Source organism: Agarivorans sp. D1326, assembly GCF_056958115.1.
This window is the reverse complement of the sequence record NZ_JBTWEN010000008.1, coordinates 114906-130775: the sequence shown is the minus strand read 5'-3', so window position 1 is coordinate 130775 and position 15870 is coordinate 114906. Positions and strand designations below refer to the sequence as shown.

Annotated in this window: 12 protein-coding genes; all 12 read left to right on the top strand. The window is 44.4% G+C overall.

Going from position 1 to position 15870, the window contains the following annotated elements; genetic code table 11:
• Window positions 1-3: 3 nt before the first annotated feature.
• The 12 genes from tssF to ACYFDN_RS15745 all read left to right on the top strand — a co-directional run bounded on the left by tssF (window position 4) and on the right by ACYFDN_RS15745 (window position 15867).
• Window positions 4-1833: a type VI secretion system baseplate subunit TssF gene (gene tssF, locus ACYFDN_RS15800; RefSeq protein ID WP_472589737.1), complete on the top strand. Its 1830-nt coding sequence runs from the start codon at window positions 4-6 to the stop codon at window positions 1831-1833.
• Complete coding sequence (gene tssG, locus ACYFDN_RS15795) at window positions 1830-2807, top strand: type VI secretion system baseplate subunit TssG (protein ID WP_483511877.1); 978 nt, start codon at window positions 1830-1832, stop codon at window positions 2805-2807. Before tssF ends, tssG begins: the two co-directional genes overlap by 4 nt.
• 33 nt (window positions 2808-2840) lie before the next feature.
• A complete protein-coding gene (gene tssH / locus ACYFDN_RS15790) occupies window positions 2841-5426 on the top strand; it encodes a type VI secretion system ATPase TssH (protein WP_483511875.1) in 2586 nt (861 codons plus the stop codon).
• A 196-nt stretch (window positions 5427-5622) separates the two neighbouring features.
• Window positions 5623-6102 carry an Hcp family type VI secretion system effector gene (locus ACYFDN_RS15785; protein ID WP_016399934.1) on the top strand — a complete coding sequence of 160 codons (480 nt, stop codon included), beginning with the start codon at window positions 5623-5625 and terminating at the stop codon, window positions 6100-6102.
• Window positions 6103-6167: 65 nt separating this feature from the next.
• Entirely contained in the window at window positions 6168-7982 is a 1815-nt protein-coding gene (locus ACYFDN_RS15780; RefSeq protein ID WP_483511873.1) for a type VI secretion system Vgr family protein, read from the top strand.
• A gap of 8 nt (window positions 7983-7990) precedes the next feature.
• The gene (locus ACYFDN_RS15775) at window positions 7991-8278 is read left to right on the top strand and encodes a PAAR domain-containing protein (RefSeq protein WP_016399932.1); all 288 of its coding nucleotides are present in this window, start codon (window positions 7991-7993) and stop codon (window positions 8276-8278) included.
• A gap of 2 nt (window positions 8279-8280) precedes the next feature.
• Window positions 8281-9153 (top strand): hypothetical protein, encoded by an 873-nt coding sequence (locus ACYFDN_RS15770; protein ID WP_483511871.1) that lies wholly within the window; start codon window positions 8281-8283, stop codon window positions 9151-9153.
• Between the two features lie 17 nt (window positions 9154-9170).
• On the top strand, window positions 9171-13436 hold the full coding sequence (locus ACYFDN_RS15765) for an RHS repeat-associated core domain-containing protein (protein ID WP_483511870.1): 4266 nt from the start codon (window positions 9171-9173) through the stop codon (window positions 13434-13436).
• A gap of 14 nt (window positions 13437-13450) precedes the next feature.
• The gene (locus tag ACYFDN_RS15760) at window positions 13451-13897 is read left to right on the top strand and encodes a YrhA family protein (protein ID WP_338623176.1); all 447 of its coding nucleotides are present in this window, start codon (window positions 13451-13453) and stop codon (window positions 13895-13897) included.
• A gap of 148 nt (window positions 13898-14045) precedes the next feature.
• Window positions 14046-14837, top strand: coding sequence for a glycoside hydrolase family protein (locus ACYFDN_RS15755; protein ID WP_338623179.1), 792 nt, complete (start codon window positions 14046-14048; stop codon window positions 14835-14837).
• 1 nt (window position 14838) lies between these two features.
• Window positions 14839-15288 (top strand): lysozyme inhibitor LprI family protein, encoded by a 450-nt coding sequence (locus tag ACYFDN_RS15750; RefSeq protein WP_338623183.1) that lies wholly within the window; start codon window positions 14839-14841, stop codon window positions 15286-15288.
• Window positions 15289-15540: 252 nt separating this feature from the next.
• On the top strand, window positions 15541-15867 hold the full coding sequence (locus ACYFDN_RS15745) for a hypothetical protein (protein WP_338623185.1): 327 nt from the start codon (window positions 15541-15543) through the stop codon (window positions 15865-15867).
• Window positions 15868-15870: the final 3 nt, after the last annotated feature.

The window sequence follows — 15870 nt, the reverse complement described above, 5'->3', positions numbered from 1 at the left end:
AGCATGAGTGACGAGCTGTTAAAGTACTACAACCGCGAACTGGCTTACTTACGCCATATGGGCGCCGAGTTTGCCGAGCGCTATCCCAAGGTGGCTGGCCGTTTGCGTATGAGCGAAGAAAATGTGGAAGACCCACATGTTTCTCGTTTACTCGAAGGAGTGTCGTTACTTACGGCACAGGTAAGACAAAAGCTTGATGACAGTTTTCCAGAGTTAACCGAAGCCTTGTTAGGGCAGCTATATCCCGATTACCACGCGCCAATTCCGTCGATGTCGGTAATCAAAATGAGCACGCAAAATGTTACTGACTATAGCTTGATGATCCCCAAAGGCACCGAGTTAGAAACTCAAGTGCCGGGTTACAAAAGTTGTCGTTTTAATACTTGCTACGACACCGAAATGTGGCCAGTAGAAGTTACTCAAGCGAGCTTTGAAGGCGCGCCTTTTAAAGCGCCACGCCCTAACTTTCAAAAGAATGCTGCAGCGGTGATAAAGCTGCGTTTAAGTTGTGAGTTTGATGATGTGGCCTTTAGTGATGTGGGCGTGCAAAAAATGCGTTTCTACATTCACGGACAACCGCAGCTTAGTTACAAGCTTTATCAACTAATTTTCCAATCGAGTGTGGGATTGGCGTTTGCCTCTCCGGGCAGTTTACAAGCTAACCACTACTTGCAGGCTCGCCATATTAGTGCGGTGGGTTTTGCTGATGATGAAAAAGTGGTGCCTTATGATCAGCGAACTTTTAATGGTTATCGCTTGCTGGTTGAGCACTTTCTTTGCCCTGAAAAGTTCATGTTTTTTGAGCTACAAGATTTAGATCCTAGTTGGTTTGGTGACCAGCATGAGGTGGATTTATACATTTATCTTGATAGCGATTCAGACATACTGGCGAAGCAACTTACCGCCGATAATATTTTGCTGGGCTGTGTGCCAGTGATAAACCTATTTGAGGATGAGCTGGAGCCTTTACGTTTAGACCCCGCTCGTTTCGAACACCGCTTAGTGCCTCGCTATCGAGATGCAGATATATCCGAAGTAGTGCGAGTGACCGAAGTAGAAGCCTTCGATCAACACGATAACAGTGTAGATGTGACGCCGTTTTACGGTAGCCAATTACCGCATTACCCTCAAGCGGGCAATTTGTTCTGGACGCTACGCCGTGAACTAAACAAATGGGCTGGTGGACACGACGAACCCGGTGTTGAAAGCTACTTAGCAGTGGTTGATGGTGACGCTAAAGCCTTAGATATCGAGCAGCATGAACAGTGGTTGGTATCAGCTAAAGCATTATGCAGTAACCGTAATTTGCCAGCGCGCTTGCCTTTTGGTGGTGGACAGCCATCGATAGTGGTGCCAAGCCGTGCCGATTCGCTTAAGAATGTCCGTTGCTTATTGCCCTTTAGCGAGCCTATTCGCCCCGCTATGTTTGATGCTTCCCGTTGGCAGTTGGCTAGTCATCTAACCCTTAATCACTTTGCTCAGCCTAATGCGGTTAAGTTGCTACAAGAGCTATTACAGCTTTACGATTTTAAGCAATCACCACAAACCAAAGTATTGATTGAAGCTATCGCTAAGGTAAACATCGAGCGGGCGACAGCTCGGGTTGTGCAAAATGGCCGAGTGGGTTTTTGCCACGGTTCAGACATTATTTTGGAGTTTGTTAATCAAGAACTCTCCGGTATTAACTTGTTCTTTTTTGGCAACGTATTGGCGCACTTTTTCGCTCAGTACACCACCATAAACAGCTTCACCCGTTTATCGATTAAACACTTGGGTGCCAGCAATGTATTACACCGTTGGCCGGCGATGGCTGGTGACAAGGAGCTGATATGAAGCTGTTTGACACCTTAAACAGTGGCAGTGAGCAAGACTTCCACCACAGCGTGGTTGCTATCCAAGCTGGCCGAGGTGCACAGCACAGCGGTGTGGGTTCTGATACTTTACCCAAGAATGAGGCCTTACGTTTTAAAGTGCCGCAAAACTTAGGTTTTCCGGGTAAAGCTTTGGAGCGGGTAGAAGCGCCTGTTTCTGAAAACCAGCCTTATTCAGTGTTTGTTAACTTCTTTGGTTTAACTGGTCCAAGTGGTGTGATGCCCCGTCACTACAGTGAATGGGTAATGGATCGTTGCAAGCAGAAAGACGAGTCGATGCGAGACTTTCTGGATATTTTCCATCATCGCCTGATTTCTTTATATCACCGCGCTTGGGAGAAATATCAGTTCCCCCTGCAGTATCAGCGTCAGCAACAAACCAACAAGAAAGATCCTATTTCTAGTGCCTTGCACTCTTTATCTGGTACTTCAAATCATACCCAGCAATACCTAGGTGGTTTGTTTGCTCAGTCTATTCGTAGTGCGCAAGGTTTAAAGCAAATTGTAGAGCTTATTTCAGGCTGCAAGGTTGTGATTAATGAGCATTTAGGACAATGGCTATCGCTAAGTGATGAAGAGCAAACCAGCTTAGCGAGCCGGGTTAATCCAGAAGGACAACATGCGCAACTAGGACGCAGTGCCACCATTGGCAGCAAGGTTTGGGATGTAGGTTCTGCATTAGAAATTGAAATTCATGCAGCCAATGCGCAAGGGGCTCAGCAACTTTTGCCGGGCAGTAAAACACTTTCATTATTACAAGAAACCGTCGCCGAATACTTGCCCGCGCACGTGCGTCCTCGTTGGAGCCTAATGGCCCGTTATCGAGATATGCCTAGTTCGCGTTTAGGTAAAACCGGTTTGGGCTTAGGCCAAGGTAGCGCGCTAACCATTAACAGTAAGCGAATGGATGAACAAACCAAAATCCCCATCGCGTAGTAGATTTTGTTTAAAGGATTATAGGAAATACAGATGTCGACAATGACTTTAAAATCAATGGTTGAGAAGCTATCGCCCACAGCCAAGCAGAGCCTAGAAGCGGCCGCTGCGTTGTCTAATAGCCGCAGTCATTTTAGTGTAGAGATCCAGCATTGGTTATTAGCGATGTGCGAAGGCCAAACCGAAGATCTTATGTTGGTGGCCGAGCATTTTGCGGTAGATATTGATGCATTAACTGCCGATCTAAATCGCAATCTAGAGCGGGCTAAAACCGGTAATCAGCAAACTCCTGGTTTATCGCCGCAAATTGTCAGCTTATTAAGCGCCGCGTGGATGGCCGCCACTATTGAATACAGCGCAGACAATATTGCGCCTATCCACATTATTCATGCCTTGCTAAACGACGATACCCTTAGTTTTAGCACCATGCATTTCTTGAAGCAGTTAGAAAACATCGACCCGGCTCAGCTGGCGCATGTATGGCCGACGCTTAATCAAAATGCCGAAGCTGCAACTGCAAGCCAAGTTAAAGGCTCGGGCAAAACACCAAGTTTAGATCAGTTTACTATCGACCTTACCGAGCAAGCGCGCTCAGGCAAGCTTGACCCAATACTTGGTCGCGACGAAGAAATTCGCCAGATGATCGACATTTTAACCCGTCGTCGCCAAAACAACCCGATACTTACTGGCGAAGCCGGTGTAGGTAAAACTGCAGTAGTTGAAGGTTTAGCGCAGCGCATTGCTGACAATGATGTGCCCGAATCACTGCAAAACGTAAAGATTCATGTTTTAGATTTAGCCTTGCTGCAAGCTGGTGCAGGCATGAAAGGTGAGTTCGAAAATCGTCTTAAGTCAGTAATCAGTGAAGTGAAGAGCTCAGCTACACCTATTATTGTGTTTATCGACGAAGCGCATACCTTAATTGGTAGCGGCGGCCAAGCTGGCCAAAATGATGCAGCCAACCTGCTTAAGCCCGCGCTGGCGCGCGGTGAACTGCGCACTATTGCGGCAACTACTTGGGCCGAATACAAAAAGTACTTTGAGAAAGATGCAGCGTTAACGCGCCGCTTCCAAGTGGTTAAAGTAGAAGAGCCAAGCGAAGAAAAAGCCATTGTGATGTTACGCGGCTTACTACCTGTGATGGAAAAGCACCATCGCGTATCAATTAGCGACCAAGCCTTGCAAGCCGCAGTGCGTTTATCTAACCGCTACATTAATGCTCGCCAGTTACCCGACAAAGCCGTTGCTTTGCTTGATACCGCCTGTGCCCGTGTGGCGATGAGCCAAGCCGCTACCCCTAGCCAAGTAGAGCGTTTACAACGTAAACAACAACAGTTAGTTGCGCAAATCGAGCAATTGGAACGCGAGCAGTTAACCGGTTCAGAGCATCAAGAATTGCTGCAGCAGCTCAATGCAGAATTGGCTGATACCCAAAGTGCCTTTGAGCAAGCAGAGGCTACTTGGCGAGACGAGCAAGGCATGGTGCTTCAAGCTAAGCAACATGCCGATAGCATTCTCAATGCTGAGGAAGAAACCGAAGAAAATGCCCGCGAGCAGCTGGTAGAAATTAAAGCGAGCTTGGCAGAAGTTGCCCAACCAATGGTGTTTTTAGAAGTAGACGAAGTGCTAGTCGCCGAAGTTATTGCCGATTGGACTGGCATACCTTTGGGCCGCATGCAATCAGACGAAGTGGAAACCATTTTAAGTTTGCCGCAAAAGATGGGCGAGCGAATTGTTGGTCAAGACCACGCACTAGAGCTCATTAGTAAAGTGGTGCAAACAGCGCGTGCTCAGCTAAGTGATGAGCGCAAGCCAAACGGTGTGTTTTTGCTAACCGGGCCAAGCGGTACTGGTAAAACAGAAACAGCGTTAACCCTAGCTGAGCAAGTATACGGCAGCGAAGATAACTTAACGGTTATCAATATGTCGGAATTTAAAGAGGAGCATAAGGTTTCTCTGTTGGTGGGTTCACCTCCTGGTTACGTCGGCTATGGAGAAGGTGGTGTTCTTACTGAAGCCGTGCGCCGTAAGCCATACAGCGTAGTGCTACTAGACGAAATGGAAAAAGCCCATCCGGGCGTGCAAGACATTTTTTACCAAGTGTTCGATAAAGGCACTATTAAAGATGGCGAAGGTCGAGACATCGACTTTAAAAATACCATCATCATCATGACTTCAAATGTGGGTACCGAAACTACCACCGGATTATTTGAAGATGAAGAAACAGCTCCTGATATCGAAGGGCTAAAACACGCTCTAAGTGATGATTTACTCGCAGTATTTAAGCCAGCCTTTATTGGTCGCCTAAATCTCATCCCATTTGTGCCACTTAACCGCGACACGCTAAATCAAATTGTGCGTTTACAGCTAGGTAGAGTTGAGCAGCGATTTGCTCGAAATTACCAAGCAGAATTAAGTTTTTCTGAAGCGGTCATCGAACACCTAAACAGCCAGTCTCAAAATGCTGATGTTGGCGCAAGGGCAATTCAAAATAATATTCAAAATGAATTGTTGCCTGTGATCTCTAATAAGGTATTAGAAGCCATATCTCAACGCCTTAATATAGAGAAAATTAGCGTAGATTTAGTTGAAGATACTTATTGTGTCGAAATGTTGTAATTAGTGTTTTCACTATTGATCAAAATATTTATAATGTACCACTTAATTGGGTTGTGATTGTTATTCAGTTTTTGATGTTTTTGACATTTATTAAATTGTTTTACGGTTTCGACTAATAAAATTGCGCGTGTTAAAACGCTGCATTAAAACATACCCATTAGGGTTATTTTTACTTAATTAGCTAAAGGAAATTAGCATGCAAGCGAATACTTATTTGAAGTACGGCGATATCAAGGGTGAAGCGACAGCTGAACAGTACAAAGACTTAATTACTCTTTTGTCTGTAGATTGGTCAGTAGCACGTGAAATCTCTTCTCACACTGGTACTGCTCAAGATCGTGAAGCGAGTGCAACGCGTTTATGTGATATCAACATCACTAAAATGCAAGATAAAGCTTCTCCAGATCTTTTCAAAGAAGCCACTATTGGTAAGGGTAAGCCAGCGGTTTTCCACATTACTAAGCAAGGTGAGAAAATCGAAGAAATCATGAAAATTGAACTGACTGACGCAATGATTTCTAGCTACTCAGTATCAATTCAAGATGACCGCCCAGTTGAAAACATCACTATTTCTTACACAGAAATGATGATGACTGTTACACCTACCGATGACCAAAACAATGTTCAAGCTCCGCTTGTTTACGGTTACAGCGGTGTTAAAGGCCAACAAATGTAATTGGTTTTCTGCGGGGTAGTTAATCTATCCCGCTTATTTTTTTAACTAGCGTGAACATGAAGCATATGGAAAAGGCAAGTCAAAGTAAGAATATCATTCAAATAGAAACGCCATTGGGTAAAGATGTATTACATCTTACTCAGTTTGATATTCAGGAAGGTATATCTTCACCTTTCTCTATTAATGTTTCTTGTTATACAAATGGACAGGTAATATCTGAGTCCGACGTTATTGGAAAACCGGTTACCATTAATTTAGATTATCTAAAAGGTAAAGCCAGTGTTACCCGTTTTTTTAATGGCGTTGTTGCCAGTATTACTTCTCTAGGTAGTCGTGTTCCTAGTGAAGCTGAAGGCGAAAAATACCAAGATTACCAACTACAGATCGTGTCGAATTTACACTTTCTTAAGCAGCGTAGTAATTGCCGAATTTTTCAAAGCTTAACCGCTGACGAAATCGTAAAAAAGATTTTTGCAGAACACGGCGTGCAAGTAAAAAGTGAACTTAAGGGAAGTTACCCAACTTTGGGTTACAAAGTTCAATATAACGAAAGTGATTTTGCCTTTGTGCATCGTTTGCTTGAAGAAGCAGGCATCTTTTACATTATTGAACACAGCAAGGCCAAGCACAGTGTTGTATTGGCTGATGCTTTGAGTGCCTACCGCGAAGCAGAAGAAAGCAAAGTAGCCTTTACCACCGGCTCATTGTCAGAATCTCACGTGTTCTCTTGGAGTGGTAACCTAAACATCACTCCGGGTATTGCGAGTAAAGGCGGTTACGACTTTATAAAACCAAGCGCAAAACCAAAGGGTGAACAGCAAAATACGGCGTTAACCAAACAACAGCAAAATGGCGAAGTGTTTGAGTATTATGCCGGTTCTGAATTTAACCCTGCTTTGCAAAATGCTGCCAACGTAGCTTTAGAAGCAATGCAGCGAGATGCCTTAGTGTGCCGAGGTGGCAGTACTTGCGCTACTTTTAGCGCTGGTCAGTACTTTGGTTTTAAATCACATGAAGATCCCGCTCAGGTAGGGAAAAGCTACTTAATTACTCAACTTAGTTTGAGTGTTGCCATTACCAGCCAAACTGGCGCAGCTAAAAACAGCGGCCAAGTGCTACACAATCAGTTCTCTTGCATCCCGGCTGACGTATTGTTCAGACCATCCCAAACCACGGCTCGGCCGGTGATTCATGGCGCCCAAACAGCCTTGGTGACGGGTGATCCGGGTGAAGAGATCCATGTAGATAAATATGGCCGTATTAAGGTGCTATTCCACTGGGATCGCGAAGGCAAAAGCGACAGTAACAGCTCGTGTTGGATTCGGGTTTCGCAAAACTGGGCAGGCAGCCGTTACGGCGCATTCTTCTTGCCAAGAGTGGGCCAGGAAGTACTGGTTAGCTTTTTAGAAGGCGACCCTGACCAACCGGTGATTACAGGCGCGCTATACAACGGCGACCAGATGCCGCCTTATGGCTTACCTAGTAAAAAATCGCAGTCTGGAATAAAGACTCGCTCAACCAAAGGCGGTGGCGAGAGTAACTTTAACGAAATTCGTTTTGATGACGATGCCGGTAAAGAGCTGCTTTACATGCAGGCAGAGAAAGATCTACAAACCGAAATCAAACAAAACCAAACTGAAAAAATTGGTAAAGATCTCAGCATTGACGTTGCCGAAAACCAGTCTGAGAAAGTAGGTAAGAACCTAGTAATAGATGTTGGCAAAAATATCGATTTAGTGGCTGGCAGCAAAATCACCATTAAAGCGGGTGGCGCTTCTATCACCCTTTCAAGTGGCGGCAATATTGATATCAAAGGTACCTCGGTATCGATTAACGGCACCTCTATCGCGCTTAAAGCGCCAGCTATTTCACTGAACTAAGGGACATAATGGGTAAGCCAGTAGCAATGCTTGGGTCATTTCATGTATGTCCTAAAGTGCAAAACAAAGTACCGCATGTTGGTGGCCCGGTGGTTGGCGGCAACGGTACGGTAACCGCTGGCGGAATGCCAGTTGCTTGCGTGGGTGATAAGTTGGTGTGCATTGGACCGCCAGATACGATTAAGTCGGGTTCCTCTTCGGTTACGGTTGGTGGTAAAGCAGTAGCGCGATTAGGCGATTCAACCGCCCATGGCGGCAAAATTGTAGTAGGTAACCCTACGGTGTTAATAGGCTAGGCATGAACTTGCAGCTAGATATTGAGGCCCTGCAGCTTGGTGAATACAGCGATTCAAACGCTATTTTTGGTTTAAGCGATGATGAGATTACCGCAACCGTAAGCATTAAGGGCGAGCAGGCTCTACGTCACTACAGCTTTAATGAAGCAGATCGAGCCGAGCTAGCCAAGCTAAAAGTCGATGCTGATGCGGTGTTTGTATTGCTGCCTGAAGCGCCTCTAGAGCAGGCAAAAAGCCAAGTTTATCAAGATACTTTGGCATTGGTACCTCAGTTAGCGCAAAGCAAAAAAGTGTATTTGTTTCCCTATGGTCGCTGCGCCATGCAATTAGCGCTGCGCCAAGCGCTTAAGTTATTTAATCAGCAGTTAGCAGGCTCAATTCAAGTGCTGGCTTATCATCAAGATGAGCGTTTAGCTGCAAAGCAAGCTCTTGAGCAAACCGCTAGCATTGCTAGTGAGTGTTTCATCGCTGCTCGGCTACAGCCGGCTAAGCGTGGTTTTGCTGTGCCTTGGGCCAGCTATGAGGTGCAAACCTCAGATAAAAGCATTGCTGCAACAGTGGCGGCGTTAATCCAACGTTATCGTGGCCAGTGCGGACAAGAGCTAACTCAATGCTATATGCCAAGTGCCTTAAGCAGTGAGTTAATGGATGGTTGGTTAGCGGCTTTTCAATGTTTTGAAAATAGCGTTGGTTCGCGCAGCCAAGTGATATTTGCTGACGCCAGAGTCGGGGACTTAGCGGCCTGTACTGGCTTGTTTAATTTGTGTCATTTATTTACTCACTATCAGCAGCAAAAACATGCTGGTTTGAGTTTTCAACTGGATATTTCTGATCAGACTTACCGTAGTGCAATGATGCTCGCGTGGGTCGCCTAGTGGTGTAAAAGAGCAGTATGGATGGAACCCAAAAAGAAGTAGTCACTGGAATTGACGGCTTTGCTTATGACTTTTTTACCGGCAAACGTAATGTGGGCAACAAGCCAGCCTTTAGTGATGCCGAAAAAGCAGCAGCATTTTTAGCTAACTTTGCAGGTGCTGCAGATAGCAACGGCAAAGGTTTACGCCGTTTATACCGTTTGGTCACTACCACGCTGGCTGGCGATCCGCATCAGAAATTAATTACCGCGTTAACGAATGGTGAGGTGTGGTTTCAGCGCCAAGCTGAAAAAGCTATTCCTCAACATTCTCCAGCTTCGAGGCCCTCTTGGAGTTCATCCGTCCCAAATGAACCCAAAGCTCCAGGAGGGCGCTCGAAGACCCAACAGCAGGGTAAAAACCAAAATAGCAGTGATGATGTCACTCAAGCTGTTGACCACCCCGATACCCAAACTTGCGGTGATCCCATTGTAATGAGCAGTGGTGAAGAGGTACTGCAATTAGACGATGTATGCTTGCAAGGTCATCGTGAGTTAGTTTGGCAGCGCACTTATCGCTCAAGTCTTTCGCATCAAGATGTGGGTTTAGGTTTAGGCTGGCGAAGTAATTTTCACTACAGTTTGGAACAGTTACAGGGTGAGCAAGCGGGTTGGTTGTTTACCGATTCACTAGGGCACCAGCAGCATTTTCCTTATGTGGTCGTAGGCGCTAAAAGTAGCCAGGTTAAATCGGGCACGGTGTTGCAACATCAGCTTGAAAACATTGTTATTAGCAGTGCCAATGGCAAAACTTTGCAGTTTTCTAAACAGCAAGAGCAGTGGCTGCTTACCAAAATCAGTGATGGTGTCGATACGCATTATCGACTTAGCTACTCCGTTGCTCCTCGCTTAACCCAGATTGAAATCAACCATAGCCAACAACTGTTCCTACGCTATGACCTAGAAGGTCGGCTGGTTGAATTACTCAGCTCTAAAGCCGAAACAGCGCAAAGCTATGCAAGTTATACCTATGATGATCAAGGGCATTTAAGCACTGCGACCAACCGTTTGGGTCAGCAAGAACAGTATCGTTATCAGCTAGGTTTATTGATTCAACGAACCCGCGCTTCGGGGTTTTCTCATTACTTTTCTTGGGATGGCAGTGAGCAAAACGCGCGGTGTATAGAGCAATGGGGCGATAACGAGCATTATCACTATCGATTTGAGTATGAGCTAGAGCAAGGCCTTAGCCGCAGCTTTGATAGTTACGGAAACTGTTGGACTTACTGGCATAACGCACAAGGTCAAATCCTTAAAAAAGTTTCGCCCGACGGCGCTTGTTGGTTATTTGAATACGATGAACTACAGCGCAAAATTAGTGAAACAGACCCAAATGGCGCGACTACTCGTTACCATTACAATGCGCAGGGCCAGTTAGACGCTGAGCTAGCGCCAAATCAAAATCTTACTCGTTATAGCTATAATCGCTTGGGTTTTGTTACACAGGTTGACTATGCCGACGGCTCATCGCTTAAGCGCGAATACAACAGCCTTGGTTTGTTAACCACAGAAACCGATGTACAAGGTGTTGTAACCGAATACCGCTACGATGCGCAAAGCCGTTTGGTGAGTAAAACTGCTAGTAACCAGCCTAATCAACAATTTTGGTGGAATGAGCAAGGCTTGTTGAGCGCCAAGCAAGTGGGTGATGCGTTAATTCGCTATAGCTATAACGCCATTGGTGAGTGCAATGGCGAAGTAGATGGAAAGGGCTGGGTTGGCCAATACAAACGCGATGAGCGTGGCAATATTGTTGAGGTCTTGTCTTATCATCAGGATTCGCCAGAGCAATGTCAGCGTAGGGTCTATAGCTATGATGAAGCAGGGCGAGTGACTAAAGTGACCGACTCGCTAGGGCGCAGTACAAGCTACGAATATCAAGGCTTGTCGCAGCCAGCTAAACAGATTAACCCCGACGGTTCATGGTTGGCTTTTTGTTACGATAAAGAACGCAATCTTACCTCCATTACACGCAGCGACGAGCAGGTTTATCAACTGGAATATGACAGTTGCGAACGTATTAGCAAAACCATTGGTTTTGATGGCCGCGAGCAGCATTACCAATACAACCTAGCAGGGCAGCTTACTCAAGTTGCAGAAAACAGTGAGCGGCTGATTCAGCTAAAACGCAATTCTCTAGGTCAGGTAACCGAGCAGCGCAGCACCGCTAATGGCATTACCCTGATTAACGATTTTGCTTATGACTTACAAGGTAAGTTGAGCCAAGCCAACAATGCTGCGCGCAAACTACGTTTTAGCTACTTCGCTAACGGCCAGTTGCAAGAAAACTGGCAAGACAATTGGCAATCTATTTATCAATTGAATTCACAAGGATTGCGCAGCCACACTCAACTTCCCGATGGCAATGCCTTAACTTATCGCTACGATGAACAAGGGCGTTTATCTGCGATATGGTTTAACCAGCAGCCTGTGATAAGTCGCAGCTTTAACGCTGCTGGTGAAGAAGTAAGCCGCGAGCTAAGCAAGCGCCACCAATTGCATAATCACTATGATGCACAAGGCCGCTTGTTAAGCCAGCAATGGCAGTTAGAGCAACCTGAACAGGCTCCAAGCCGTATTGAGCGTCATTACCGTTTTGATGCGGGCGATCAACTTTTAGGCGTGAGTGACAGCGAGCTGGGCGACAATAACTACAGCTACGATGCACTTAGCCAACTCACCAAGGCTACTAGCCACAATGCTAATAACCAGCAATTTGAGCTGGATAGTTTTGCCAACCCCAAACAAGCCGACATGTTGGGTGACAAGCTGCTGGGTGATGAACTGTGTAGCTACCGTTATGACCGCTATGGTAACCAAGTACTCGCCAGCCAAAGTAAGGTGCGTCAGCAACGCGTATTTAACGGCTTAAACCAACTGGTTAGGCTTAGCCAAAGTGGCGACAACACCGTTTACCACTATGATGCTCTAGGCCGTCGCAGCTGCAAAATTACCGCCCAAGGGCAAACCGATTATTTATGGGAAGGTAATCAACTAATGGGTGAGCATAGCCAAGGCCAATTTACCTGGTATGTATACGAGCCCAATAGCCACCGCCCCATAGCGATGATTAAACAAGGTCAGGTTTATCATTACCACCTCGACCATATTGGTACGCCTGTTCGCTTAAGCGACGAGCAAGGCAATATAGTATGGCAAGCCCATTACCAAGCCTATGGTTCGATAGAACAACTAAGCGTTAAGCAAATAGACAACCCGCTGCGCTTTCAGGGTCAATACTTTGATGAAGAGAGCGGCCTGCACTATAACTTTCACCGCTACTACTGCCCGCAGCAGGGCAGGTACATACAACAAGACCCAATTGAGTTACTCGGTGGCTTAAACCTTTATCAATACACCCCAAGCCCAACTAACTGGGTAGACCCCTTAGGGTTATGTAAAGAAGATGGTAACCCATTAATGAATGCAGCCTATTTCATTGGTGGTATCACAAAGTTTTGGGGAGAGAGCACTCAAGCCGCAATAGAGGCAATAGTCGCGAACCCTGTTGAGGTGGCTTATGATGCCGCTTATACCATTGTTGATACAGCATATTATCCTATTGATTATGTGACCCGCCCATTTGGTTTTACAACCGGTGCAGTGGATAGAACAATACATCGTGTTAATACAGGCATTGATGGAATGGAACAGTTTGCTGATACTGTGTCTGTGAATTGGGAGCAGGGTGATTGGGAAGGGCTTGGTGCCAGTACCGCTGCCGTTGGGATGGTTTTAAACCCTAAGTCACTAGTTAAAACTGCACCTGGTCCTTCGAGGGTAAATCGGAATATTAGTTCAGAATTTACTGGAAAGTATAAAGGTAAGTCAGTTGTCTTGAAAAATATTGAAGTTCGAAAAATCCACTATACCCGTCGAAGTAGAGAATCATTGGCTGAGTTGAGGAAAAAATTTGACTCTTCTGTTAGAAAGAACTTCTTAAAGTCGATAGGCAATGATGCTGAGAAAGTTAACCTTATGAAAGCAGCAGGCTTAAGCGATGCTCAAATTGCAAAAGTTGCACAAGGAGGCGTTCCAAAGGGGTACAACGTACACCATAAGATACCTATTGACGACGGTGGAGATAATGACTTCTCAAATCTAGTATTAATTAGAAATAACTCTGAGCACTATACTATAACTAATGCTCAGAAGGATTTAACGAGCGATATTCCATATGGTAGTACAGCAATAGTTGAGTTTCCGATTCCCCCCGGTTTTCTTTACCCGATGAACGTAAAATAGTTGGATTTATTGATATGCAACAGTTATTAGAAAAAATTAGAAGCATAGCTTCGGAATGGGGGGAGGTGTTGGAGCCACCTGCTACCGATATCGAAGTCATTGAGTTGGTAGGAACAGTTAGAAGTTTATTTTCTATAGAGTTACCAAAAGAATTCTTAAGTTTTTTGAAATTGGTAAACGGCTTAGAATTTAACGGACTTATTATTTATGGTACCAAAAATTCTGAAACAGACTTAAATGGCTCATCTCTAGATATAGTTGAGATGAATGAAGTTTTTCGAGAATCTTTAAGAAGTGATGAATTAGATGTGATAATTGTCGGTGAGGATAGCTCAGGGATTCTAGTTTACGAAAGTAGTTCTGATAAATTTCAGTTTAGAGATCGAATTGGTATAGACCGAGTTGATTCTTTTTCTTCTTTTGAAGATATGCTGAACATAGAAATTGAAAAAGTTATTTAATAAGGGCTTGTTCATTTTTTTGAGTCTTAAAAAATAAATGGGGCAAAGTCATTTTAAGCTCTTCTTTGCGCACTGGTAGCGTTAGCATTGTAGTTAGCAAAAGGTCATCATAAAAATTTATAAATATAGCTTTGTACAAGGAATCACAATGGCTAAGTTACAAATCACCCAATCTGTAGGCTTGGGTGGGGTTAATAAACCTAATGACATAAAAGCAGTGCAAGCTGCACTAAACAAGCTGATAGGGCTCATTCCACCAACTAAGAAGTTAGTGGAAGACGGCAAGTTAGGGTCGAAACCAGAAAATTCTAAAACCGTTGCTGCAATTAAGGCCTTTCAAAAGAAAGTCGTGGGCATGGTGCGCCCCGATGGAAGAATTGATGCCAATGGCGGCAGTCACCGAAAGATTAATGAAAAACTAACCGCAACCTCATTTACCAAGTCTACCCAGCAGCTTAGCGCTAAAGGAGTGACACTACTTCAAGGGATAGAACAGCTCAGATTAAAACCATATGATGATCAGAACGGGCTAGATATATCAGCTTGGGTTGAGGGTGCAACTATTGGATATGGGCACTTGATTAGTCTTGCTGAATGGCCAAAGTATCAGAATGGAACGACAAAAGCGGAAGCAGATATTTTGTTTAAAGCCGATCTCAAGCCCTTTGTGGATAGTGTAAAAGCTTGTATCAAAGTTTCCATTACACAATGGCAGTTTGATGCCTTAGTCATTCTTGCATTTAATATCGGAACTAACGGCTTTAAAAAGTCTAGTGTTGTTAAGCTGGTTAATGATCCCAAAGCAACAACTTCTTACATAAATTTGGAAAGCGCGTGGAAAGCGTGGAATAAATCTCAGGGAAAAGTTAACAAGGGGCTAACAAACCGCAGAAATGCTGAGTGGAACATATTTAGTAACAATATTTATAAAGGTTGGTAGCATGAAAAAACGTAACTGGATAAAAGTTATCTCTGTCTGTTTAGTTTTATTCTCAGGGAGCGCCTTTTCTATTGATAACCCTGATGCCCCTAATTACTTAGGTGAGTTTGAGATAACTTCCGGAAAATATGAAGTGGCATTGTCGAATAGTGACAGCAAAAATGTAGACTTTATTTCAGAATATGCAGATTACCACGCTTTTCTCGATAAGGAACTTAATAAGGCTTATACACTTCTGAAGACCGCGCTTAATGAGGAAGAATTTAAGTCATTAAAAGCTTCCCAACGTAAGTGGATTGCATTTAGAGACTCAGAGCTGCAATTTATCAACGAAAATTGGAATAGAGTCAATTTTGGTAGTTCTTATAATCTTTCTAGAAACGCTTATAAAGCTGAACTAGTTAAAGCGAGAATTACTCAGCTGTATCAATATGCAAAAAATTATAACTAGGTCTTTGCAGCAAGCTGAAAGCGACTAAAGGCGCTCTACTGTTGGAATATTAAAGTAGGCATCGGGATCGCTTTCTCTTAGTTGCTTGAGTTGGTTTTTGCGCTTGAGCCTTTCACCTATGCTTTCGCCAAATACAGCTTGGTGTTCTGATTCTATGATGGCGTTTGCTTGGTCAACTAATTTAAGATTTATAGTATGAGAAAAGTCGTATCCGTTCTAAGCACTTGTCTAGGACTCGTGGTCCTAGGCTTCATGGGAGTCGCATCGTCGAGTGCGACCCAATTGCAATGCTTAGGTACTGAACCTTTTTGGGGTTTAGATGTAGAAGGTGGAGTGATTAAATATAGTGACATTGATGACAATATCACCATGTTTGAACTAAAGGAAAAGCTAGCTTCGAACAATCACACTAATCGCTGGATTATACAGGGTGCTGATTCTAAAGAAGGCAAAATTACAATTTCACTAAGTAAAACAGAACAATGTTCAGATGATATGTCTGATTTTGCTTATGAGTATGATGTTACGTTTGCCATGGGTGAGAACGCCTATAGTGGTTGTTGTAATCGTATGAAATAACAA

Bases quoted from the DNA above. Each gene is read 5' to 3' on its own strand.
- ACYFDN_RS15775 (WP_016399932.1), top strand. From the start codon at position 7,991: ATGGGTAAGCCAGTAGCAATGCTTGGGTCATTTCATGTATGTCCTAAA.
- ACYFDN_RS15765 (WP_483511870.1), top strand. From the start codon at position 9,171: ATGGATGGAACCCAAAAAGAAGTAGTCACTGGAATTGACGGCTTTGCT.
- ACYFDN_RS15745 (WP_338623185.1), top strand. From the start codon at position 15,541: ATGGGAGTCGCATCGTCGAGTGCGACCCAATTGCAATGCTTAGGTACT.
- tssF (WP_472589737.1), top strand. From the start codon at position 4: ATGAGTGACGAGCTGTTAAAGTACTACAACCGCGAACTGGCTTACTTA.
- tssG (WP_483511877.1), top strand. From the start codon at position 1,830: ATGAAGCTGTTTGACACCTTAAACAGTGGCAGTGAGCAAGACTTCCAC.
- ACYFDN_RS15750 (WP_338623183.1), top strand. From the start codon at position 14,839: ATGAAAAAACGTAACTGGATAAAAGTTATCTCTGTCTGTTTAGTTTTA.
- ACYFDN_RS15780 (WP_483511873.1), top strand. From the start codon at position 6,168: ATGGAAAAGGCAAGTCAAAGTAAGAATATCATTCAAATAGAAACGCCA.
- ACYFDN_RS15755 (WP_338623179.1), top strand. From the start codon at position 14,046: ATGGCTAAGTTACAAATCACCCAATCTGTAGGCTTGGGTGGGGTTAAT.
- tssH (WP_483511875.1), top strand. From the start codon at position 2,841: ATGTCGACAATGACTTTAAAATCAATGGTTGAGAAGCTATCGCCCACA.
- ACYFDN_RS15785 (WP_016399934.1), top strand. From the start codon at position 5,623: ATGCAAGCGAATACTTATTTGAAGTACGGCGATATCAAGGGTGAAGCG.
- ACYFDN_RS15770 (WP_483511871.1), top strand. From the start codon at position 8,281: ATGAACTTGCAGCTAGATATTGAGGCCCTGCAGCTTGGTGAATACAGC.
- ACYFDN_RS15760 (WP_338623176.1), top strand. From the start codon at position 13,451: ATGCAACAGTTATTAGAAAAAATTAGAAGCATAGCTTCGGAATGGGGG.